Raw genomic sequence first — 21,316 nt, 5'->3', positions numbered from 1 at the left:
GCGGGCGGCACCTGGCGCACCCTGCTCAGCGCACCTTCACGAACTGGTAGGCCCAGCCCAGCGTCTCGAAGCGCTTCACCGCGGAGCCGTTGCTGTTCAGCTCCCATACGGACGTGGACGCGTAGTCCGCGGTGGGCAGCAGCAGGAAGGTCCGCCCTTCGATGGTGAAGGCGTAGTAGCCGCCCGCAATCCAATCCAGGCCCTGGATGGGCGCGCCCTCGCCCGTCTCCACGTTCACCTGCCACAGCTTCCAGTGCGTGCCGTTGGTGACGTCGGACGCCGTCGGCGTCGCGCTCAGCGTCGGGCTGTCGTCATGGAAGGCCGCCACCACGCCCACGTTGTTGCCCAGGTAGCGGAACGCGGCCGTCTGGCGCCCGCCCACCATGGACGCCAGCGAGCGCGTCCAGTCCCCGTCGATGGCGCGCGCGTTCGCGTCGAAACGCACCATGCACGTCTCCGGGGCGGTGTCGTCCACCACCGGCGCGCCCGCGCTGAACACCCAGTTGCTGAAGTAGATGTTGCCGTTCTCGTCCTTCGTCGCCACGTCCAGGCCCGGGCACGGCGCCTCCAGCAGCTCCACCAGGCTGTCATCCGCGTGGGAGTAGACGGCAATCTGGGAGCTGGGGGAGAAGCGGTAGTAGTTGGCGTCCGTCCAGTAGAAGGGCTGGAACGAATAGCCGCCGTGCGCCACCACGCCGCGGTCGAAGCTGGCCTTCACCACCAGCCCGTCGCGCTCCGTCACCAGCCCCGGCGACTCCACGGGGCCGGAGATGGTCATCGCCTCCGGGTTCCACACGATGCGCCGGGACTCCTCCAACTGCATGTACGCCGACGTCCCGTCCACGAAGTGGTTGTGGTACAGCGGCGCCGCCGTCAGCCCGTAGTTGGCGAAGCTGAGCTTCCCCGACTCCTGGAAGCGCCCGCTGTCGAACACCGTGTAGCGGGTGAGCTCGGGCGCCTCGCCCGCGCCGACGAAGAGCTTGCCGTCCACGGCGCCAATCGTCGCGAAGCCAGCGTGCTCGCTCGCCTGCTCCAGGTCGATGCTCGTCACGTCGAGCGAGTTGAACACGCTCACATACGTGGCCGACCCGGAGTCTCCGAAGACGGACGTGGCCAGGCTGTACACCGGCCCGGTCTCCGTCTCGTCGGGGTTCACGTTCGGGTCCGAGTCCGACGAGCCGCACGCCGTCAACGAGGCGGCGAGGAACATGAGGGACGCGGTGGATGCAGTCGCCAGACGGCTGCGCTTGCGCATTGGATTCTCCATGAGGGGTACGGCGTGGTTTCAGGCAGGCACCGCGGCGGGCATCGGCGTCGGGGCCTGCTTCTGAAGGCGGGAGATGGCGTGGGCCGCGCCGGCCAGCAGCACCGCGAGCAGGCACAGGCCCACCTCGGTCGCGAGCACGAACGCGGAGCCCGAGGCGAAGGGGAGCCGCTGCATCCGGACCGCGTCGATGAAGGGCACGGCGAAGAGCCCCGCGCTGGCGAGGATGAGCAGGCGGCGCGCATACACGCCGGGCGAGCCGCCCACCCACGCACCTCCCACGCCCAGCGCCCAGGCCACGAAGAAGGCGGTGTGCTCCCAGCGGGGACGGTCCGCGAGCTCCGCGGGCACCAGCTGGTTGGCGATGAAGAGCACCGCCACCGCCACCGTGAGCCCGGCGCACACCCCCGCCGTCAGCTTCGCGAGCACGGCGTCGAAGCGGCTCTTCCCCTGCAGGCGCCGCCGCTCCAGCCAGAGCAGGTTGCCCGCCAGGATGCCGAACGCCATCAGCCAGGAGAGCAGCGCGTAGAGGACCTTGGCGGGGAAGCCGGCCCAGGTCGCGAAGTGCAGCCCGTACAGCGGGTCCATCACCTGCGTGTAGCGCGTGCCGCCGCCCGTCTCGCGCGACCAGAGGACGTCACCCTCGCGCGACACGCGCAGGTGCGTGAAGGCGTGCAGCGTGCCCTCCGCCTCGCCCGGCAGGTGGACGGTGCCGTTCGCGTCCCCCAGGTGGTCGAAGAAGAACCAGCTGTGCTCCGACTGAGGGAAGCGCGCCTTGGCCAGCGCCAGCGCCCGGCCCAGGTCGGGAGGGCCGCCGGGCTGCCCGGAGGGGGCGAGCGGCGCGGGCCAGTCCACGGCCACCTCCATCGCCTTCGCGTCACCGTTCAGCGCGGACGACACCACCGCGGGCAGGTACCAGTCCGACAGGCAGAGGACTCCGCCGGTGAGGGCGAAGACGAACAGGAAGGGCGCGCTGATGACGCCAATCACCTTGTGCGCGTCCGACCACAGCGCCCGCCGCGACGACTCCGGACGGAACTGCACCAGCTCCCGCACCAGCCGCCCCAACTGGATGAGCACGCCGGTGATGACGAGCAGCAGCAGCACGCCGGAGGCGATTCCCGCCAGGTGCTTGCCGAAGGGCAGCGGCTCCAGGAAGTGCATCGCGTTGAGGAACTCGCCCAGGTCGCTGCGCTCGCCCAGCTGCTGGCCGGACACCGGGTCCCACCAGGTGGAGCGGATGGGGCCTTCGGGCGTCATGCGCCACAGCCGCATCCACGGCTCCTCGGCGGTGGGCAGGGAGATGCCGAACCAGGCGGGCTTCGCCGCCGTCTCCGCCTCCGCCAACTGCTGGGCCAACTGGACGGCCCGCGCCTCCGTCACCGCGATGGGCGCCCGGAACGTCGGCTCCTGCCACGGCGCCAGCTCCTCCGCGAAGAGCGCGAAGGAGCCCATGAAGAACAGCACGAAGAGGATGAGCGACGACAGCACGCCGGCCCAGGCGTGCGCGTCCCAGAGGATGGTGTACGAACGGGGAGACAGCTTCACGTGAGCACCAGGACGACCGACGACACCACCGCCACCGCCGCGGCGCCCCCCCAGGCCCGCGCGCCACTCCGGGCCAGCAGCGCCAGGCACGCCGCGGTGGCCATCGCCGGCAGCGCGACGAGGAACGCGAGCAGGTATCGGACATCGACGGACGCGGGCAGCACCGCCACCAGCGCCAGCGTCGCCAGCACCCCGGCCGCGGGCGCCACCGTCACCGCGGCGCTGATGCGAGCAGCGCCATGTTGATGCTTCTGGGTCATCAGCGCGTCCCCGCCCAGGCCAGCACCAGCCCCACCGCGCTGAGCGGCACCGCCCACCGCGTGGCGCGCGGCCACAGCGGCCCACACAGCGCGAGCACCGGCGTGGCCAGCATCACCACCACCGTGGCCGTCGTCAGCCCGACGCCCAGCCCCTGCGCCTTCACGCCCACGGCCACGCCCGCCAGACATGCCACGGCGCCCACGGCGCGCACCCACCCCCAGTGACGCGTGAGGGCACTCTGGGGGGCGCGGGCCGTCACCGACAGGAGCACAGCGAGGCCCAGCAGGATGAGCAGGGTCGAAACCGCCATGTTCTCCTCGGAGCAAGGGCGCTATTGAGAATCACTCTCAATATCGAAACCGGGCCCAATGAAACCCGGCCGCGCGACGATGTCAAGGCAGGCGGTCAGACGGGAAACGCGTGCTGGCTCGGCATTTCACGCACAGCGGGACGGAGCCGCGCCAGGCTACGTCCGCGCGGTGTCACGCTCAGTTGGGGCTGGCGGTGGGACGGACGATGATTTCGTTCACGTCCACGTCGGCGGGCTGCTCGATGGCGAAGGCGATGCTCCGGGCGATGGCCTCGGGTGGGATGGCGATTCGGCGGTACTCGCGCATGCCCTCGCGCGCGCCTGCGTCGGAGATGGAGTCCGCGAGCTCGGACGTCGTCACGCCCGGTGAAATGACGGTGACGCGGATGTCACCGCCGACCTCCTGGCGCAGGCCTTCGGAGATGGCGATGACGGCGTACTTCGTCGCGCAGTACACCGCGCCGGTGGGCACCACGGAGTGGCCGCCAATGGAGGAGAGGTTGATGAACTGACCGGAGCGCTGCGCCTGCATGATGGGCAGCCCCGCGGCGATGCCGTGCAGGACGCCGCGGATGTTGACGTCAATCATGCGGTCCCACTCCTCGACCTTGAGCGCCTCCAGCTTCGACAGGGGCATGACGCCCGCGTTGTTGATGATGACGTCGAGCCGGCCGTGCTCGGCGCGGGCGAAGCCCATGAAGGACTCGACGTCCGCTCGCTTCGTGACGTCCAGCGCCCGGTAGCGCGCGGAGCCTCCGTCCGCGCGGAGGGCCGACGCCAGGGCTTCGAGCCGGTCCGTCCGGCGCGCGCCCAGGACGACATGCGCGCCCTTGCTCGCGAGCAGGCGAGCCGTCGCCTCCCCGATTCCGCTGCTCGCCCCGGTGATGGCGATGACCTTCCCCTTGATTCCAGACATGTGGATGCGCCTCGTGATTGCGGAGTGGATGGCCGCAATCTGCGCGCTCCCGCCGCTGACGCAGTACTCCGATGCTGCCGGGTTCTTGCCCAATCCTGCACGAACCGGCGGATGACGCTGAACCGGAGGGCCGGGCCGCATACGCTTCTCCACCCGATGACGCCCTCCTCCACCTCCAAGCACTCGGCCGCGCTGGCGCGGTTGATTCAGAGGCACACGCCCGCGGATGGCATCCATCAGACTGCCATCGCGCGGGTCGTCCTGATTCGCGCCGCGCAGCCGAGCGAGCCCCTGCATGCCTTGCACGAACCTGCGCTCTGCATCGTCGCGCAGGGCCGCAAGCAGGTCATGCTCGCGAATGAAGTCTTTCACTACGGCCCGGAGCAGTGCCTGGTGGTGTCGGTGGACCTCCCCGTCACGGGCCAGGTCATGGAGGCCACGCCCGAGGCGCCGTACCTGTGCCTCCGCGTGGACCTGGACCCGGGGCAGTTGGGCGCCTTGATGCTGGAGGCCGCGCTGGAGCCCACCGGAACCCCACCGGCCGGACCGGGCATGTTGCTCAGCCCGGCCGAGCCGGACCTGCTCGACGCGGCCACCCGGCTCGTGCGGCTCCTGGAGACGCCTCGGGACATCCCCTTCCTGGCGCCCCTCTTCATCCGGGAGCTGCTCTACCGGCTGCTGTCGAGCGAGCACGGCGCGAACCTGCGCCACATCGCCGTGGCCGGGGAGCGGCTCGACTCCGTCAACCGGGCCATCACCTGGCTCAAGCACCACTACGCGGAGCCGCTGCGCATCGAGCAGCTCGCGCGCGTGGCGCACATGAGCACGTCCGCGCTCCATCACCACTTCAAGCGCATCACCGCCATGAGCTCGCTCCAGTACCAGAAGCACCTGCGGCTCCAGGAGGCCCGGCGCCTCATGCTGGGGCAGGCGCTGGACGCGGCCTCGGCGGGGCACTCGGTGGGCTATGAGAGCCCCTCGCAGTTCAGCCGGGAGTACGGCCGGCTGTTTGGCGCGCCGCCCGCCCGGGACATCTCCCAGCTGCGGAGCACGCTCCAGGGGCAGGCTCGGGCACCGGCCCGGCAGGGCAATGCGTCAACTTGACGCACACCCCGCCTCCGACGCCGGGATATGACGTGCGGGTGTCCACCGCGCCGACTCACGCCGAGGCGCCGTCGCCTGACGTCCTGGCCTCGCCCCCGCGCCTGCCGCGCTCCGCCTTCCGGCGCTCCACCGGAGACATGGCGGCGCGGCTGTCCTCCAGCGACATCGCGCTCGGGTGGCTGGTCCGCCTGCGCTGGCACGCCGCCGCGGGCCAGGCGCTGACGGTGGGCGTCGCCGTCCGGGTGCTGGGGCTGGCGCTGCCCGTGACGCCGCTGCTGGCCCTGGTGGCCACGACGGCGGTGTCCAACCTGCTGCTGGCGCTCTGGCTCCGCCGCGAGCCCGAGGTCCGCCCCGGCCTGCTGGGGGCCGTGCTCGCGTTCGACACCGCGTTGCTGACGGGGCTGCTCGCGCTGTCCGGTGGCCCGGCCAACCCGTTCGCCATGCTGTATCTCGTCCACGTGACGCTGGCGGCCATCGTGCTGGGCCCCCGCTGGACGGTGCTCATCGCGTTGCTGTCCGTGCTGGGCTCCACCAGCCTCTTCGCCTTCCACGTCCCGCTGCCGGACACGGTGAACCCGCCGGGCAGCCACGGCCTGGACTCACTCCACGTCGTGGGCATGTGGGTCGCCTTCACGCTGACGGCGCTCATCATCGCCTTCGTCGTCGCCCGCGTGGCCGCCGCGCTGAGAGCTCGGCAGGCCGCGCTGGCGCGCACGCAGCGGCTGGCGGCGCGCGCGGAGAAGCTGGCGTCGCTGTCCACGCTGGCGGCCGGCGCGGCGCACGAGCTGGGCACGCCGCTGGGCACCATCGCCATCGCGGCCAACGAGTTGGACACCCTCATCCTGGAGGCGCCCCAGGAGGCGCTGGAGGACGCCCGCCTCATCCGGGACGAGGTGGAGCGCTGCCGGGACATCCTGGAGCGCATGAGCGCGCGTGCGGGCCAGACGCTGGGCGAGGTGCCCGAGCGGACGACCCCGGGCGACGTGCTCGCGCGCCTCCGGGAACAACTGAGCACCGCGGACCAGGCGCGCCTCCAGTTCGAGCCCGGCCCGGACGTGCCCTTCTGGTGCCCCGTGCGAGGGCTGGTGCAGGTCCTGACGAACCTGGTGCGCAACGGGCTGCATGCCAGCGAGGCCACCCAGGCGAGCGTCGTGGTGTCCGCGCACCGCGAGGTGGACCGCCTGCGCTTCATCGTGGAGGACCGGGGCACCGGCATCCCACGCGCGCTGCTGCCCCGGCTGGGCGAGCCCTTCTTCACCACCAAGCCCGCGGGCCAGGGCATGGGGCTGGGCCTGTTCCTCACCCAGACGTACGCCGAGCTGTGCGGAGGCCGCCTGGAGCTGAGCTCCGAGGAGGGCCAGGGAACGCGCGTGACGCTGGAGCTGCCCTTGAGGAAGGAGTCGTCCGATGCCACCGGGTGAAGCCCCCGCCAGGGTGCTCGTCACGGACGACGACGAGCGCTTCCGCGAGCGGCTGATGCGCGCCTTCGTGCGGCATGGCTTCCAGGCCCACGGCGCGGCCAGCGCGCAAGCGGCGCTCGAGGCCGCGCGGGCGTTGCGCCCGAGCTACGCCGTCGTCGACCTGCGCCTGCCCGACGGCTCCGGCCTGGAGCTGGTGCGCGAGCTGAAGGCCTTGGATGCGAGCATCACCGTCGTGGTGCTGACGGGCTACGGCAGCATCGCGACGGCGGTGGAGGCCGTGCGGCGAGGCGCCACGCACTACCTGGCCAAGCCCGCGGACGTGGACGACATCCTGCTCGCCTTCGCCGGCGCCACCCTCCCCTCCGGACAGGAGGCCGCGCTCACCCACGAGGTGCCCTCCCTGGCCCGCGCGGAGTGGGAGCACATCCAGCGCGTGCTCGCCGACTGCGGGGGCAACATCTCCCAGGCCGCCCGGCTGCTGCGCATCCAGCGGCGGAGCCTGCAACGCAAGCTGGCCAAGTACCCCGTCCCCAAGTGAGCGCCGCGGGGTGCGTCAGCAAGACGCACGAAGCGCGGCGCCCGAGCCGCTAGGCTGGAAGGTGTCAGGAGGTCCGATGTCCGCGCCACGCACGAGTGCGCTGCTGCTCAGCATCATGGTGTCCGCCGGAGGCTGTACCAAGACGCCCACCGATGCGGGCTGGAAGGAAGTCAACGGCGGCATCCAGTGCCAGGCGCTCCAGCACCTGGCCTGCACCGGCCTCTACGGCGAGGGCGGCACGGGGTGGGCGACCCGGGCGATTCCTCCCGAGGTGCGCCCCTACGAGCCCGGCCTCCAGCTCTGGAGCGACGGCCTGGACAAGGCGCGCTTCATCTCCCTGCCGCCCGGCACGAAGGTGGACACGTCCAATAGCGACGAGTGGCGCTTCCCCGTGGGCACGAAGCTCTGGAAGGAGTTCCGCTGGAAGGGGCGCCCCATCGAGACGCGCTTCCTCTGGAAGCGCCCGGACGGCGGCTGGCTGCGGACCACCTACCGCTGGAGCGAAGACGGGAAGACGGCGCTCGAGTTGACCGACGGCGAGAAGGACGTGCCCGGCACGGAGGGCTACGAAATCCCCAGCCAGTTGGCCTGCCAGTCCTGTCACCGCGGGCGCGGCGACGAGGTGCTCGGCTTCGAGGCCGTCGCGCTGGCCCATGACGGCGCGCGCGGGCTCACGCTGGCGAAGCTGGTGGAGGAGGGGCGCTTGAGCCACCCGCCCGCGAAGGTGCCTCGCATTCCCGGCACGCCAGTGGAGCAGGCCGCCCTGGGCTACCTGCACATGAACTGCGGCGTGTCGTGCCACAGCGCCAACCGCATGGCGCTGGGCAGCGGCTCCGGCCTGCACCTGCGCCTGGAGGCGGGCGAGCTCGGCGCCGTGCAGGAGACGGACACCTGGCGCACTTCCGTGAACGTGAAGGCGATCATGCAGACGTCGGGCATGTTCGGGAGGAGCTCGCAGCGCGTGGCGCCGGGCGACGTCCAGCACAGCTCGCTGCTCCACCGCATGGGCCAGCGCGGGGACTTCATGCAGATGCCGCCCGTGGGCACCCGCGTGGTGGACGAGCAGGGCCGGGCGCTCATCCAGCGCTGGATTGAGGCGATGCCCCCGAAGAAGGAAGGGTAGGCACCATGCTCTACTCGGGGGTGTTGCTCCTCCACTCCTGGCTGCGCTGGGGGGTGGTGGTGCTGGGCGTACTCGCGCTCGTGAAGGCGCTGCTGGGCTGGGCGCGAGGCCGTGACTGGACGTCCAGCGACCGGCGGCTCCAGCGCGTCTTCGTCTCCGCCTTCGACCTCCAGATGCTGCTGGGGATGACGCTCTACTTCGCGCTCAGCCCCGTCACGCCGCGGAGCCTGGACGCGCTGCGGATGAGCATGTCCATGGGCCACCTGCGCTTCTTCGGCCTGGAGCACCCGCTGCTGATGCTCCTGGCCCTCACGGCCGCGCACGTCACCTCCGCGATGTCGCGGAGGGAGGCGCCCTCGCGGTCCAGACACCGCACCTGGGCGGTGGGACTCCTGCTGGCCATGCTGTTCGTCGCCCTGGCCATCCCCTGGCCCGGCCTGTCCCACGGCCGGCCCCTGCTCCGGGGCCTCTAGCCTAGGCTTTCACCCATTTGCTCTGGAGCACGTCCCAGCTCATCTCCTTGCCCTTGAACGGCTCGGCCTGGTTGCTCGCGAAGCTGCCCGTCTCCTGCACGTTCGTGCAGCCAATGCCCTTCAGGTAGGCGATACAGTCCTTGGTGAACTGATTGGCCTGGTCGTGGTTGTGGGCCCCCATGGCGCCATACATCTTCGAGCTGCCAGGACCGTCGTAAGTGAAGTTCTGCACGTAGTACAAAGCCATGTCAGTCGCTCCCCTGAAGGCGTTGGTTGCCTTCACGATTATCGCACTTTCCGTTTCTCCTGTGAAAGTGCGCCCGGAGTCATGTTCCGCCAGACACTGATTCTCGAAAACAGGAATATTGCGATAATACAGTAAAACAAATATTCCAAGAAACCGAGACGAGGAGCGCCCGATAACGCCATGGGGTGTCCCCCCGCGTCGTTTCCTCCTTCCTCGGTGAGAGATGAAAAAATCAATCCTCGCGCTCGCGACACTGACCCTGGCCGCGACCAGCGCCACGGCAACAGAGCGCATGAACCCCGCGGACCTTCGCCGCGTCACCAAGGCCCGCGAGAGCATCGCCCCCGCGGTCCAGAGAGAGTTCGGCCCCAAGGCCCGGTTCATCAACCTCTTCGGACAGGGCCCGGGAATGCTCGCGGGCATCGTCGCCGAAATCCCAACGCAGCCCCTGGGCACGGATGACCTGCCGCTGCTGGCCATCGTCCAGTACGACGAGGCCACCGGCGCCGTGAAGGTCGTGGACCGCGAGTTCAAGTACCGAGAGGCGCGCACGGTGGGGCCCAACGTCGCGCTGCTGGACGGAGAGGGCAACCTGCGCCTGCGCGGCCCCGGCGTCCGCGAGAAGCTGCTGGCACAGGGGGTGGGCGGAGACCTGTTCCCGACAGCGAAGGGTGACGCGCTGGTGGCCACGCTGAAGGCCCGCGGGAACGAGGCGCACGAGACGTCCGTGGGCATCATCGACCTGAACGGCCGCGTGAAGGTGTTGGCGGACGGGCCTGGCGTGGACGCGACGCCCTCCATCTCTCCGGACGGGAAGACGGTGGTCTTCGTGTCCGGCAGGACCAGCGTGGCGTCATTCTACGTCACGTCGGTGGAGGGTGAGGCCCCCAGGCAGCTCACCAATGTCGGCATGGAGAACTGGATGCTCTTCGAAGGGGTCCCCGCCAACTTCGTGCCCCCACCCGTCTCGAGCCACCACATGGAGTGGCTCGGCCCTGACGTCCTTCGCTACAACGCCGGCGGCGGCGCGTTCTGGAAAATCAATGTACGCACGGGCCAGGCGGCTCCGGACCTGGGAGATGCCCGATGATTCGCGCGCTGACACGGAAGCTCACCCTGGCGCTGGCGCTCACCCTGCTGGCGCTCCCCGCCGCGTCTCATGCCCAGACGATGTTCCGCTTCCCCATCTCGATGCTCGGGGACCAGTGCGGCAACGGAGGCTGCGTCGTCAGTGCCTACAAGGACTACGGCGGCAGGGACTACGCGTGCGGCGGCGTGCGCTACAGCGGCCACACCGGCACGGACTACGCCCTGTCGGGCGGGTTCGGGAAGATGGACTACGGCGTCTGGGTCATGAACGCCGCCAGCGGCGTCATCGAGTCCTCGGTGGATGGCTACTACGACCGCTGCAACTACTGGAACCAGAGCAACCCCTACGCCGCCTGTGGCCTCTACACCGCCAACTACATGATCATGCGGCACGGTGACGGCTCCAAGACGCTGTACTGGCACCTGAAGAAGTTCACCCAGCAGTTCGCCCGGAACACCTCGCTCTCGTGTGCCTACTGGGTGGCCCAGGTCGGATCGTCCGGCGCATCCACGGGACCGCACCTGCACTTCGAATACTGGGTGCCCGGCTACGGCACGGATGACCCCTACGGCGGCGCCTGCGGGACGCCCTTCACGCGCTGGACGTCGCAGGGCGCCTACCGCGGGCTGCCTGGCATCGCCTGTCAGTAACGCGCGGACAGGGGGCCCTGGCCACACCCGGCCAGGGCTCCCTCCACCGGCTACTGCCAGGCGACGCGCTTCAGCCGGGTCGGCACCGGGCTCTCGCTCATCGTGAAGGAGCCGGCGCCGTCCGCCTGGTACTCGATGGCCTCGCCCTGCCCTTCCACCAACTATTCACACTTCCACCCGGGCACACCTGGACCGCGTCAGGGCTTCAGCGCGGACACCAGGTCACCCGCGGCCAGCCGTGTAACGGACTCCGCGGACGTGTGGAGGAAGCGCAGCGCATAGCCCTCGCTGCCGGCTGGGAGCGACGGGGCGTCCGTCATCCCCGCGAAGAACGTGGGCGCCGTGCCGGGCGTGAAGGCGTGGGTGATGGAATCCGCTTCAATGCCACGCAACCTGCGCAGGAAGGCGGTGGTGTCCTCGCCTGGGGCCCGCTTCAGGACGGACACGGTGCCATCCCTGCGCCGGACCTGCACCGTGCGGGTGCGCGTGGCCGCATGAAGACAGGCCAGCTCCCAGAGCGTGGGGCGGGCGCCGGTGCCGAAGTAGGCCAGGGTGTCCTTGCCAAGGTGCGCGAGCTCCCCCCGGGAGCGACGCACGCTCTGGAAGCCGTCCTCGGGAGGGACCTTCACATCCACCCACCGGAGCTGCTTCTCGACGAGGTCGATGACGAGCGGCACTGAAATCTGCCCGCTCCCTTGCAGGTCGAAGCGCTGCTCCACCGCGCGCGCATCGAAGTGAGGTCCGCCAGCGCCCTCCCGGACCATGAAGCCCGCGAACGCGTCCTCCATGCGGTCGAACGAGACGCTGTTGTAGGAGAACACCACCGGGATGGCGTAGCGAACGCCCTGCGCCAGCAGTCGCGGGGCATGGACATCCAGGAACTCGGCGCCTCCCATCGGCAGCGGCCCGGACGTGACATCCCCCGAATGCACCGCGGCGTCGTCCGCCAGCCGCAGGTTCGTGAAGTCACACAGGTCCACCAACCACCAATCCTTGTCGTAGAAGGCCACCGACAAGTCCAGGTCCACCCGCGTCCCCTTGGGCTCCGTCCAATGGACGAAGAAGCGCAAGGTCTTCCCTTCCGGCAACGGCAGCAGGCTTCCACGCGGAACCGCCACCAACGCCCGGGAGGCCGTCTTCTCCGCCAGCGGCACCAGCAGGTCAGCCAGGGCCTCGTCGAGCACCGCTTGAGGGAAGGCCGGCAGCGCCTCCGCCCGGCGCAGCAGCTCCCGCTCCAGCGGCGCCACCAGCTGGCCAATGGCGTCACCGGGGAGCAAGGGGCGCCGGTCCTCCATGCCCCAGGCGTGGGTGGCCTCGCCCTTGGGAAAGAACACGCGCCTGGCGAAGGGCTTGTGCCGCTGGCGCAGGTGCGCCGCGGCGGTGAGCAGCAGCGCGGGCGCGGCCCGAGGCAGCACGGCCTCGAGCGCCGCGAGCAGCTCCGGGTCGAGCGCGGCGGAGCCCGACTGGGCCACCGACAGGCGGCTCACATGGTCCAACCGGCGCAGCAACTCGCCGGGCCGCTGCCGCAGCAGCCGCAGCGCGCCGCGGACATCGCTCGCGTCCAGCGCCGCTTCGACGTGCGAGGCCCAGGAGCGGAAGGAAAGGCGGACGCCTCCGTCGACCTCCACCCTTTCAAAGTCCGCCGGATGCTCGCTGGCCAGACTCAGCACGGCTGCTCCGAATGGTGTCTCCGGCGCCAACACCGTCTCACGCAAGACAGCGAACGCGAGCGAGACCTTCGGATGGCGCTGCCACTCTTCGAAGACATGCAGGAGCTTCGCCTGAGCCTTCCACAGGCCAGGGTGGCGCCGGAGGTCCTCGGTGAGGTTCAGCACGGAGAGGCCTTCCAGCATCCGCAGGACGGCGCGCCGCACCGGACGAGGAGGGCTCTTCAGCGGAATCTTGACGGTGAGGTCGGGGTTGCCACCCGCCCACGCGACGAGCACCCGGAGCACATCCGTGGCGGTCTTCACGTGCGCCGCGGCGCCGGCCAGCACGTCTCCCGCTGTGTGGGCATCTTGAAGCAGGAGGCCGATGACGTGCGCCAGCGTCTCCTTCACCGGGATGCGCGGTGGGAGCCACCCCAGGATGCGCACCCCGAAGGAGGAGACGAGCAGCTTCAGCAATATCACTTCGCCCGGACGCAGCACCGTGGACCGGGACACCAGGCGCCGCAGCACCTCACTCGCCGTGGCCTCCAAGTCGGTGCCCAGCGACAGCCGCGTCAACCGGCCGGCGGTCTGGCCATACACGCTGCCGGCGGCCTTGAGCGCCGTGGGCTTGAGGAACGGCTCCGACGGTGACAAGCGGCGGTGACAACTGGGACACGCGCTGTAGTCGCTCCCATCGAAGCAACGCTCGCAGACCAGGTGGGCGCACGGCGACAGCGCATGCACCGTGTCCTGCGCGCCGCAGTGGATGCACGGCTGTTCGGGCGACTGGAACAACCAGCCCAGCATCCGCTGCACGTACAGCCGATGGGTGTCGTGCGGCACGCTCTCGGGGAAGTTCCGGAACAAGGGAACGAAGGGCCGGTTGGCCCCCAGGGTCGCCGCGCAGGTGTCGTAGACGAAGCGGCCGGAGGCCGCCATGACCTCGGTGGGCAGCGCGAGCAGCGCCTCCCGGAGCGGGCCGTCCAGCGTGTAGCCCACCCCCGCGAGGTCCGCCTCCAGGGCATCCATTCCCTGCTCCCGCGCCCGCCGGTCACCGCTGGGCGAGAGTCCGGAGGGGAGGAAGACCCGCCCCGTGGTCCGGAGCAGCAGCGCGGCGGTATCACCCGTCACGTCGAGCGAAGGGGCGCCCATGGTGACTCCAAGCGGGAGGAAAAAACGGGGCGGAGAGCGGATCCGCTACCTCTGGAGTGAGAAGGAAGCAAACCCAGGGCCGCCCCGTGCAGAACCCTATCAGGGCCCGGAGGGGCGCCGCTATCGCTGAAGCATGCGGGGCTCGCCCCAACCGTGGACGCGGACGCCCCGCGTACAAACTTCCCGGTGCACTTCACCCACGTCCATGAGGAGCGTCAGGCTCGCGTGGACCTGGACCGGGCGGAGCCGCCAGACTGCGAGCCATGAACCTCTCGCGAGCCGCCCTCCTCGTCCTGCTCCAGCCGCTGGCCGTCCAGGCCGCGGAATACCGCGTGGGCCCCGACCAGCAGTACACCCGCCTGGGTGACGTGCCCTGGGAGTCGCTCGAGCCCGGGGACACCGTCTTCGTCCACGCACGGCCCACGCCCTACGCGGAGAAGTGGGTCCTGGGCCGCAGGGGCACGGCCGCCGCGCCCATCACCGTGCGCGGCGTGAAGGACGCACAGGGCAACCTGCCCGTCATCGTCGGCGAGAACGCCACCACGCGCTCGCAGCTCAACTACTGGGGCGAGGAGCGCGGCATCCTGAAGATTGGCGGCTCCAACCAGCCCGCGGACACGCTGCCCGCGCACCTGGTGGTGGAGAACCTCCACCTGCGCCGGGCGCGCGGCGCCTTCACCGGCCGCAATGGCGCGTCCACCTACCTGGACAACGCCGCCGCCATCTTCATCGAGAAGGGCGAGCACATCACCATCCGGGGCTGCGTGCTCGAGGACAGTGGCAACGGCCTGTTCATCGCCAACCAGGCGTCGAATATCACCGTCGAGCACAGCCACCTCCTGGGCAACGGCAACTCCGGCAGCATCCTGGAGCACAACGCGTACACCGAAGCCCTGGGCATCACCTACCAGTTCAACCGCTTCGGTCCGCTCTGCGCTGGCTGCCTGGGCAACAACCTGAAGGACCGCTCGGCGGGCAGCGTCATCCGGTACAACTGGATTGAGGGCGGCAACCGGCAGCTCGACCTGGTGGACTCGTCCAGCGGCACGCTGCGCGCGGCGCCGTCGTATGCGCGGACGTTCGTCTACGGCAATGTCCTGCTGGAGCCCGAGGGCGCGGGCAACCGGCAAGTCGTCCACTTCGGTGGCGACTCCGACACCACTGCCAACTACCGGGGCACGCTCTACTTCTTCCACAACACCGTGGTGTCCAGCCGGACGGACCGGACCACGTTGCTGCGGCTGTCGCACCAGGACCAGACGGCGCACGTGACGAACAACGTGGTGCTGGTCGCCGCGGCCAATGGCAACACCCTGTCCCTCACGGACGCGGCGGGCACGCTCCGGCATGGCGGCAACTGGTACAAGCCCGGCTACGTGAGCACCTTCGGCACGCTCACCGGCGCCGTCGTGGACGCGGGAGGGAATCTCACCGGCGCCGCCCCCGGGTTCATCGACCTCGCTGGACAGGACTTCCGCCTGGCCACGGGCTCATCCCTGAGGAGTCAGGCGGTGGCGCTCCCCGCCGAGGCCAGCAGCGAGCCCGTCACCCGGCAGTACGTGAAACACACCGCGAGTGAGCCGCGCGCCCAGGTGAGCCCGGCACACATCGGCGCGTATGGGGATGTCTCCGCTCCGGGAACGGAGACGCCGGACGCGGGCACGCCAGCCGACGCGGGCACGGGCACGCCGGCCGACGCGGGCACCCCGGCCGACGCGGGCACGGGCACGCCGGCCGACGCCGGCACGACGCCCCAGCAGCCGGATGACGAGGGCTCGGGAAGCTCGGGCGGCTGCGCGGCCTCCGGCGCCAGCCTCGCGGGCCCACTGGCCTTCGCGCTCCTCGGCGTCCTGGGGCGGAAGCGGGGCGCTCGACGCACCCTTCCCCTGCGCCGAGGAGCCCGTATGCTCGGGGCGTGAGGTGGATGCGTCAGGCAGGACAAGCGTGGGGCCTGGAGCCCTGGAGGCAGGAAACCGCCAGCCCCATCCGGCGGAAACCGAAGGGGCCTTCGCGGGCGAGGCGGCTCCACCGGACCGTCGTGGCCCTGGGTCGCGTCTCCCGCGCCTTCGAGTTTCCCCGCACGATTCTGCACGTCGCGAAGTCCGCGAGTGGCCCCATCATCGTCAGTGAGGACGACGAGGGGCGTCGCTACCTCCAGTTCGGGTGGATTGGCGCCTTCCAGAGCGCGGTGTGGCCGGGCTTCCCTCTGCGCCTGGAGCTGGACTACACGCGCGCCGTCGCGGCGACGCTGGCTTTCGTGCCGGAGCCCTCGCGCATTCTCGTCGTGGGCCTGGGAGGCGGCGCCATTCCCACCTTCCTCCGCGCGGTGCTCCCGCACGCGCACATCGACGCGGTGGAAATCCAGCCCCAGGTGCTGGACATGGCCCGGCGATACTTCGACTTCCACGAAGACGAGGCCTTGCACGCCCATCTCACGGACGGACGGCGTTTCATCGAATCACCCGGGGCGCCGTATGACGTCATCATCCTGGATGCCTACGGCGCGCGCACCATCCCTCCGGCGATGGCGACGCGAGAGTTCATGCAAGCCACGCAGGCGAGGCTGACGCCGGACGGGGTGGTCGTGGGCAACGTGCTCCGGAAGTCAGGCCGGCCCGGCTCGCTGATGGACCCACTGTGGAAGGCCAGCTTCCCCCAGCTCTATGCCTTCGACGTGAAGACGTCGGACAACCGCATCCTCGTGGGGCTGCCTCACGCACACAGGCCCCTCCGGGCGGAGCTGCTGGCACGCGCCGGGCGGCTCGCGCGCGAATGGGGCGTGCCCTTCAACCTCCGCGCGCGAGTGGCCCGGCGTGTGAGACAAGGCCCCTCACGGAAGTCAGGCAACGCGCGCTAGTCTTTGCATGCAGTCCCGCAGCGCAATCATTCAACCTACTGGCCCGCGCCGTCGTACGCGCGCTGCAGTCCCTGGATGTCAAGCTTCACCATGCCCAGCATGGCTTCCATGACCCTGCGCGCCTTCTCCGGGTCCTTGTCGCCCAGCATCTTCCCCAGCACGGACGGGACGATTTGCCAGGACAGGCCGAAGCGGTCCTTGAGCCAGCCACACTGCTGCGTCTGGCCTCCGCCCTCCAGGAGCTTCGACCACAGCGCGTCCACCTCCACCTGCGTCTGACAATCCACGAACAGGGAGATGGCCTCCGTGAACTTGAACTGAGGCCCCCCGTTCAAGGCCATGAACTGCTGTCCGTGCAGTTGGAAGGTGCCGGAGACGACAGGCGCGGCATCCGAGCTCCCGGCGCGGTTGAGGCTGAGAATCCTCGAGTCCTTCTTGAAGACGGACACGTAGAACTTCATGGCTTCTTCCGCGTTGCCGTCGAACCACAGGAAGGGCGTGATCTTCTGCATGGTGCGTTCTCCTCGGTTGACGTACCCGCTCCGCGACAGGGGGAACGGAAGCTTCCAGCGTCGAGCGCCTGGAGCTCCACACGGCGCACAACTCACGCCTGCGACGCGGTTCGCGTTGCCCATCCTACCGAGGAGCGGATATTCCGTCACAGATGACTCACAGCGTCGGGGCACGGCACGCGCCGTCCCGCCGCTCCTTTCGAACCGGAGTTCCTGGATGCAGTCACATCGCGCGGTCTGGAGCAGGCGCCTGATACTCGTGGGGAGCGTCATCCTCCTGTCATGCGGGAAGGAGGGGTTGACGCCGCCCGGTGAGGACGCGCTGGCCTCCGCACGAGGCCAGGCCCTGGCCCAGTGGGAACAGGCCCCTTCCGCCACCACCGCCCTGGCGCTGGCGCAGGCCTCCTTCCCCGACCTCGGAACGCGTCCAGCGCCCGCGACACCCTCGGCCCGGCAACTCGAAGTCCAGCTCGCGGATGACGGGGCGCTGACGCTGACCACGCGCGGCCTGAGCTTCCATGTCCGCCCGGCCGCCTCCACCTCGGGCGCGCTCCACCGTGAGCGCTTCGCCGCGTTCCACGGCGAGCGGCACCTCTGGTGGCCCGTCGGCAGCACGCAGACCACCGCCGAGGGCTGGCGCACCTCGCGGGTCGAGGAGGCCTGGATTCTGGACGCGCTGCCGGAGGCACGCGACGGCGAGCCGACGCACCGCGCCGAATACACCGTCACGTTGCCGCCCTCCGTCCGGCGCATCCAGGACACGGGCGACTCCCTCCAGTTCCTCGATGAAGGCGCGCGCCCCGTGCTCCGCTTCCATCCCTCCGTGGTGCGCGACGCCAACGGCCAGTCCCGCGCGGGCGGCACGCGGCTCGCGGGTGGACGCGTGAATCCGCGCACCCGGGTGTTCGACGTGGACGGCGCGCAGGTGCGCATCACGACCGAGGTCTCCCTCGCCGGGCTCACCGCGCCGCTCGTCGTCGACCCAGGCTGGTCCTCCACCGCCACCATGGCGACCGCCCGCGCGCAGCACACCGGCATCCTGCTGGGCACCGGAGAGCTGCTGGTCGTCGGCGGCGTCAACCGCACGGGCTTCGTGACTTCGTCCGAACGCTACGACTCCGACACCGACACCTGGAGCGCGGCGGCCGCCGCCGGAATTACAGGCAACGTCACCATTTCCGCGCGCCTCTCCGATGGAAGGGCACTCGTGATGACGGACGGCTCCACGTCGGGGCGCCTCTACGACCCCGCGACGGACACCTGGTCGGCCACGGGCCCCATGGCCGCGCCCCGCTCCCTGCCCACCCTCACGCGGCTCGACTCCGGTCAGCTCCTCATCGCGGGCGGCAGCAATCTCGCGACCGCTGAACTGTACGACCCCGTGAGCAACACGTTCCTGCCAACCGGGAGCCTGCCCGTGGTCCGGCGCTCTCACACCGCCACGTTGCTGCGGAGCGGGCAGGTGCTCGCGGTGAGCGGCTTCAATAATGTGGACGGCGAGGTCCCCGGCGCCGACCTCTACGACCCGGTGGCGGGGACGTGGACCGCCGCCGCGCCCCCCCTGGTCCCCAGGCACTACGCCACCGCCACCCTGCTCCCCGATGGCCGCGTCCTGCTCGTGGGTGGCTTCACTGAAATCGGCATCACCACGCATGCCGAGCTCTACGACCCGGTGGCCAACACGTGGACGGCCACGGGCGCCCTGAACTTCGCGCGCAACAGCCACACCGCCTCACTGCTGCCCGACGGCCGGGTGCTCGTCATGGGCGGCTCCAACGCCGCGCGGGATGCCCAACCCATCTCCGAGCTCTACGACCCCGCCACCGGCACGTGGACCGCCACGACCTCCATGGCGATTGGCCGGGAGAACAGCACGGCGACCCTGCTCCCCTCCGGCAAGGTGCTCACCGCCGGGGGCTTCAGCTCCAATCCGTCACTCACGTTCTACGCGGACACGGAGACCTATGACCCTGGCGTCCAGGCCTGGTCCGCTGCGGGGACCCTGGGCGGCCCCCGGGTTGACCCGCTGATGGCGCTGCTGCCCACCGGCCGCGTCCTCGTGGCGGGTGGCCATGACGGAACAGGCACCGCGCTGGCGTCCGCCTCGCTGTATGACGGGACGACGAACGCATGGTCCGCGGCGTCGGGCCTCTCCACCGCGCGAGCGGATGCCACGGCGACGACGCTGGCCTCGGGCGAGGTGCTCGTCGTGGGCGGCACGAACGCAGGCGGCGCGCTGAACTCGGCGGAGCGCTACACGCCCGCCACGGACATCTGGGTCCCCACTGCGCCACTCGCTCGCGCGAGGCACCTGCACACCGCGACGCGCCTGCCGGATGGCCGGGTGCTCGTCGTCGGCGGGCAGGACGGCGCGGACGTGCTCGCCTCCGCGGAGCTGTATGACCCGGCCACCCAGGCGTGGACCGCCGCGGCGTCCGTGGCCGTGGCGCGCACCGCGCACGCCGCCGCCCTGCTGCCCGATGGACGGGTGCTCATCGCGGGAGGACGCGGCACAGGCGGAGCGGCCCTCGCGGCGGCGGAGGTGTACGACCCCGCCACCAACACCTGGACCCCCGCCGGCGGGCTCGCCCAGGGGCGTGGGGACTTCACGCTGACGCTGCTGCCCTCCGGTGAACTCCTGGCGGCGGGCGGCGCCGCGGGAGGCGTGGCGCTCGCCACCACGGAGCGGTACTCGGCCGCCACGAACTCCTGGACGCCAGACAGCCCGCTGACGCAAGCGCGCTGGCGCCACACCGCCACCCTGATGCCCTCCGGTACGCTCCTGGTCGCGGGCGGCCTGAGCGCGCCCGACACCTACGTGGCCTCGGCCGAGGCCTACGGCGCCCCCTCGCGGACCTGGACCCTCGTCAGCGCGCCAGACGTGCGCGGCGGAGCCACCGCCGTCGCGTTGCCCTCGGGGGAGGTCCTGCTCGCGGGAGGCACGGCCGTCACCACGGCCCAGCGCTACGACGACGTCCTCGCCCTCCCCGCCTGGCGGCCTGTCGTCACGGCGCCGGAGACGCTCTACCAGGCCTGCCCCGCCATCATCGAAGGCCAGGGCTTCCGGGGCATCTCGGGCGCGTCCAGCGGCAGCTACCTGGACTCGCCGACGGACTTCCCCCTGGTGCGCCTGGGCGCCGCCGAGGGAGGGCGCCTCTGGACGCTCCCCGCCACGGACATGTCCGCCACGCGCGCGACGGTGCGGGTGCCCGCGGAGGTGCTTCCGGGTCCGTATGCCCTGTCCCTCTTCGCCAACGCCATTCCGGGCGGACGCATGGTGATGGTGCGCGCCAACACCGCGCCCACCGCGGAGGCCGTGCGCATCGCCACGATTTCCGGCCTCCCTCAAGACGTCACGCTCACCGCGACCGACCCGGACGCGGACCAGACGTTGACGTGGACCATCGTCACGCCGCCCCAGCATGGGACGCTGACCGGCACGCCGCCGAACCTCCGGTACACGCCCAACGCGGGCTACGTGGGCGCAGACAGCTTCACCTACCGCGTCAGCGACTGCGGCCTGGACAGCAACGAGGCCGCGGTGGACGTCGAGGTGGAGTCAGCAGCGGTCCTGGCCATCACCTGCCCCGAGGACACCGTCCTGGAAGCAACGGGACCGGAGGGCGCCCCGGGCAGCTGGCCGCCCGCCACCGCGACTCCCGGGGACGGAGGGCCGGCCACCATCACCTATGACCCCGAGGAGGGCAGCACGCTGCCGCTGGGGACCACCACCGTCACGGCCACCGCGGAGGACGCCTCGGGCGCGCGGGCCACCTGCACGTTCCAGGTCGAGGTGCGGGACACCACCCCGCCCGCGCTGACGTGCCCCGCCGACCTCCGGACGACCTCCGATGATGCGTCCGGCACGGCGGTGACCTTCGAGCTGCCCGAGGCCACGGATGCTGTCTCGACGCCCTCCGTGACGTCCTCGCCGGCGTCGGGGAGCACCTTCCGGCACGGCAACAACACCGTCACCGTCACCGCCACGGACGCCGCGGGCAATGAAGCCCGCTGCACGTTCCAGGTCACCGTCCAGGCAACGGTCATCTCCATCGCCGGAGGCGGCTGCCAGGCCTCTGGCGGCGGCGCGGCCTCGTCGCTGGCCCTCCTGGTGGTCCTGGCAACGTGGAGCGGGCTGCGTCGCCGCTCGCGTCACGCCTCGCACTGACCCGCACGTCACCCTCTTTCGAGAATGGAC

18 protein-coding genes are annotated in these 21,316 nt (G+C 70.6%); 10 read left to right on the top strand and 8 right to left on the bottom strand.

Annotated features, from left to right (window positions below):
• Window positions 1–25 precede the first annotated feature (25 nt).
• The 5 genes from HV826_RS12445 to HV826_RS12425 form a co-directional block, all read right to left on the bottom strand.
• The gene (locus HV826_RS12445; RefSeq protein ID WP_176417230.1) at window positions 26–1,255 is read right to left on the bottom strand and encodes an MxcI; all 1,230 of its coding nucleotides are present in this window, start codon (window positions 1,253–1,255) and stop codon (window positions 26–28) included.
• A 30-nt stretch (window positions 1,256–1,285) separates the two neighbouring features.
• Window positions 1,286–2,812 (bottom strand): PepSY-associated TM helix domain-containing protein, encoded by a 1,527-nt coding sequence (locus HV826_RS12440; protein WP_176417229.1) that lies wholly within the window; start codon window positions 2,810–2,812, stop codon window positions 1,286–1,288.
• Entirely contained in the window at window positions 2,809–3,072 is a 264-nt protein-coding gene (locus HV826_RS12435; protein ID WP_176417228.1) for a hypothetical protein, read from the bottom strand. Before HV826_RS12435 ends, HV826_RS12440 begins: the two co-directional genes overlap by 4 nt.
• On the bottom strand, window positions 3,072–3,383 hold the full coding sequence (locus tag HV826_RS12430) for a hypothetical protein (protein WP_176417227.1): 312 nt from the start codon (window positions 3,381–3,383) through the stop codon (window positions 3,072–3,074). The genes HV826_RS12435 and HV826_RS12430 overlap by 1 nt, the downstream gene beginning before the upstream one ends.
• Before the next feature lie 178 nt (window positions 3,384–3,561).
• The gene (locus HV826_RS12425) at window positions 3,562–4,299 is read right to left on the bottom strand and encodes an SDR family oxidoreductase (RefSeq protein WP_176417226.1); all 738 of its coding nucleotides are present in this window, start codon (window positions 4,297–4,299) and stop codon (window positions 3,562–3,564) included.
• Between the two features lie 156 nt (window positions 4,300–4,455).
• Between HV826_RS12425 and HV826_RS12420 the strand changes: the two genes are divergently transcribed.
• The 5 genes from HV826_RS12420 to HV826_RS12400 all read left to right on the top strand — a co-directional run bounded on the left by HV826_RS12420 (window position 4,456) and on the right by HV826_RS12400 (window position 8,958).
• The gene (locus HV826_RS12420) at window positions 4,456–5,403 is read left to right on the top strand and encodes an AraC family transcriptional regulator (protein ID WP_176417225.1); all 948 of its coding nucleotides are present in this window, start codon (window positions 4,456–4,458) and stop codon (window positions 5,401–5,403) included.
• 38 nt (window positions 5,404–5,441) lie between these two features.
• Entirely contained in the window at window positions 5,442–6,824 is a 1,383-nt protein-coding gene (locus tag HV826_RS12415) for an ATP-binding protein (RefSeq protein ID WP_176417263.1), read from the top strand.
• Entirely contained in the window at window positions 6,811–7,362 is a 552-nt protein-coding gene (locus tag HV826_RS12410) for a response regulator transcription factor (protein ID WP_176417224.1), read from the top strand. The genes HV826_RS12415 and HV826_RS12410 overlap by 14 nt, the downstream gene beginning before the upstream one ends.
• Before the next feature lie 76 nt (window positions 7,363–7,438).
• Window positions 7,439–8,485 carry a hypothetical protein gene (locus HV826_RS12405; RefSeq protein ID WP_217917694.1) on the top strand — a complete coding sequence of 349 codons (1,047 nt, stop codon included), beginning with the start codon at window positions 7,439–7,441 and terminating at the stop codon, window positions 8,483–8,485.
• Between the two features lie 5 nt (window positions 8,486–8,490).
• Window positions 8,491–8,958, top strand: a complete 468-nt coding sequence (locus HV826_RS12400; protein WP_176417222.1) for a hypothetical protein — start codon at window positions 8,491–8,493, stop codon at window positions 8,956–8,958.
• A gap of 1 nt (window position 8,959) precedes the next feature.
• Here the strand turns inward: HV826_RS12400 and HV826_RS12395 are convergent, their stop codons facing one another.
• Entirely contained in the window at window positions 8,960–9,205 is a 246-nt protein-coding gene (locus HV826_RS12395; protein WP_176417221.1) for a hypothetical protein, read from the bottom strand.
• 292 nt (window positions 9,206–9,497) lie between these two features.
• Here HV826_RS12395 and HV826_RS12390 point away from each other — a divergent pair, with 292 nt between their 5' ends.
• Both HV826_RS12390 and HV826_RS12385 read left to right on the top strand, forming a co-directional pair.
• Window positions 9,498–10,295 carry a PD40 domain-containing protein gene (locus HV826_RS12390; protein ID WP_176417220.1) on the top strand — a complete coding sequence of 266 codons (798 nt, stop codon included), beginning with the start codon at window positions 9,498–9,500 and terminating at the stop codon, window positions 10,293–10,295.
• Window positions 10,292–10,945: a M23 family metallopeptidase gene (locus tag HV826_RS12385; RefSeq protein ID WP_176417219.1), complete on the top strand. Its 654-nt coding sequence runs from the start codon at window positions 10,292–10,294 to the stop codon at window positions 10,943–10,945. The genes HV826_RS12390 and HV826_RS12385 overlap by 4 nt, the downstream gene beginning before the upstream one ends.
• 197 nt (window positions 10,946–11,142) lie before the next feature.
• Here HV826_RS12385 and HV826_RS12380 read toward each other — a convergent pair whose 3' ends face one another.
• The gene (locus HV826_RS12380; protein ID WP_176417218.1) at window positions 11,143–13,749 is read right to left on the bottom strand and encodes an MXAN_6230/SCO0854 family RING domain-containing protein; all 2,607 of its coding nucleotides are present in this window, start codon (window positions 13,747–13,749) and stop codon (window positions 11,143–11,145) included.
• A gap of 263 nt (window positions 13,750–14,012) precedes the next feature.
• Here HV826_RS12380 and HV826_RS12375 point away from each other — a divergent pair, with 263 nt between their 5' ends.
• Together HV826_RS12375 and HV826_RS12370 are read left to right on the top strand one after the other, a co-directional pair.
• Window positions 14,013–15,668, top strand: a complete 1,656-nt coding sequence (locus HV826_RS12375) for a right-handed parallel beta-helix repeat-containing protein (protein ID WP_176417217.1) — start codon at window positions 14,013–14,015, stop codon at window positions 15,666–15,668.
• Window positions 15,669–15,787: 119 nt separating this feature from the next.
• Entirely contained in the window at window positions 15,788–16,606 is an 819-nt protein-coding gene (locus HV826_RS12370; RefSeq protein ID WP_368670900.1) for a spermidine synthase, read from the top strand.
• 35 nt (window positions 16,607–16,641) lie between these two features.
• Here HV826_RS12370 and HV826_RS12365 read toward each other — a convergent pair whose 3' ends face one another.
• Complete coding sequence (locus HV826_RS12365) at window positions 16,642–17,118, bottom strand: VOC family protein (protein WP_176417215.1); 477 nt, start codon at window positions 17,116–17,118, stop codon at window positions 16,642–16,644.
• A gap of 217 nt (window positions 17,119–17,335) precedes the next feature.
• Here HV826_RS12365 and HV826_RS12360 point away from each other — a divergent pair, with 217 nt between their 5' ends.
• Window positions 17,336–21,286, top strand: coding sequence for a kelch repeat-containing protein (locus HV826_RS12360; RefSeq protein WP_255217177.1), 3,951 nt, complete (start codon window positions 17,336–17,338; stop codon window positions 21,284–21,286).
• The last annotated feature ends 30 nt before the right edge of the window (window positions 21,287–21,316 follow it).

The sequence above is a fragment of the Myxococcus sp. AM010 genome (genome assembly GCF_013372585.1).
GTDB lineage: Bacteria > Myxococcota > Myxococcia > Myxococcales > Myxococcaceae > Myxococcus > Myxococcus vastator.
Note: the sequence above shows the minus strand (reverse complement) of the source record. Positions and strands in the feature narration are given on the sequence as shown.

What these genes read in the sequence shown, in the direction of transcription:
- HV826_RS12390 (WP_176417220.1), top strand. Translation starts at nt 9,498, where the DNA reads ATGAACCCCGCGGACCTTCGCCGCGTCACCAAGGCCCGCGAGAGCATC.
- HV826_RS12360 (WP_255217177.1), top strand. Translation starts at nt 17,336, where the DNA reads ATGCAGTCACATCGCGCGGTCTGGAGCAGGCGCCTGATACTCGTGGGG.
- HV826_RS12410 (WP_176417224.1), top strand. Translation starts at nt 6,811, where the DNA reads ATGCCACCGGGTGAAGCCCCCGCCAGGGTGCTCGTCACGGACGACGAC.
- HV826_RS12425 (WP_176417226.1), bottom strand. Translation starts at nt 4,299, where the DNA reads ATGTCTGGAATCAAGGGGAAGGTCATCGCCATCACCGGGGCGAGCAGC.
- HV826_RS12395 (WP_176417221.1), bottom strand. Translation starts at nt 9,205, where the DNA reads ATGGCTTTGTACTACGTGCAGAACTTCACTTACGACGGTCCTGGCAGC.
- HV826_RS12365 (WP_176417215.1), bottom strand. Translation starts at nt 17,118, where the DNA reads ATGCAGAAGATCACGCCCTTCCTGTGGTTCGACGGCAACGCGGAAGAA.
- HV826_RS12445 (WP_176417230.1), bottom strand. Translation starts at nt 1,255, where the DNA reads ATGCGCAAGCGCAGCCGTCTGGCGACTGCATCCACCGCGTCCCTCATG.
- HV826_RS12380 (WP_176417218.1), bottom strand. Translation starts at nt 13,749, where the DNA reads ATGGGCGCCCCTTCGCTCGACGTGACGGGTGATACCGCCGCGCTGCTG.
- HV826_RS12420 (WP_176417225.1), top strand. Translation starts at nt 4,456, where the DNA reads ATGACGCCCTCCTCCACCTCCAAGCACTCGGCCGCGCTGGCGCGGTTG.
- HV826_RS12375 (WP_176417217.1), top strand. Translation starts at nt 14,013, where the DNA reads ATGAACCTCTCGCGAGCCGCCCTCCTCGTCCTGCTCCAGCCGCTGGCC.
- HV826_RS12435 (WP_176417228.1), bottom strand. Translation starts at nt 3,072, where the DNA reads ATGACCCAGAAGCATCAACATGGCGCTGCTCGCATCAGCGCCGCGGTG.
- HV826_RS12430 (WP_176417227.1), bottom strand. Translation starts at nt 3,383, where the DNA reads ATGGCGGTTTCGACCCTGCTCATCCTGCTGGGCCTCGCTGTGCTCCTG.
- HV826_RS12400 (WP_176417222.1), top strand. Translation starts at nt 8,491, where the DNA reads ATGCTCTACTCGGGGGTGTTGCTCCTCCACTCCTGGCTGCGCTGGGGG.
- HV826_RS12385 (WP_176417219.1), top strand. Translation starts at nt 10,292, where the DNA reads ATGATTCGCGCGCTGACACGGAAGCTCACCCTGGCGCTGGCGCTCACC.
- HV826_RS12405 (WP_217917694.1), top strand. Translation starts at nt 7,439, where the DNA reads ATGTCCGCGCCACGCACGAGTGCGCTGCTGCTCAGCATCATGGTGTCC.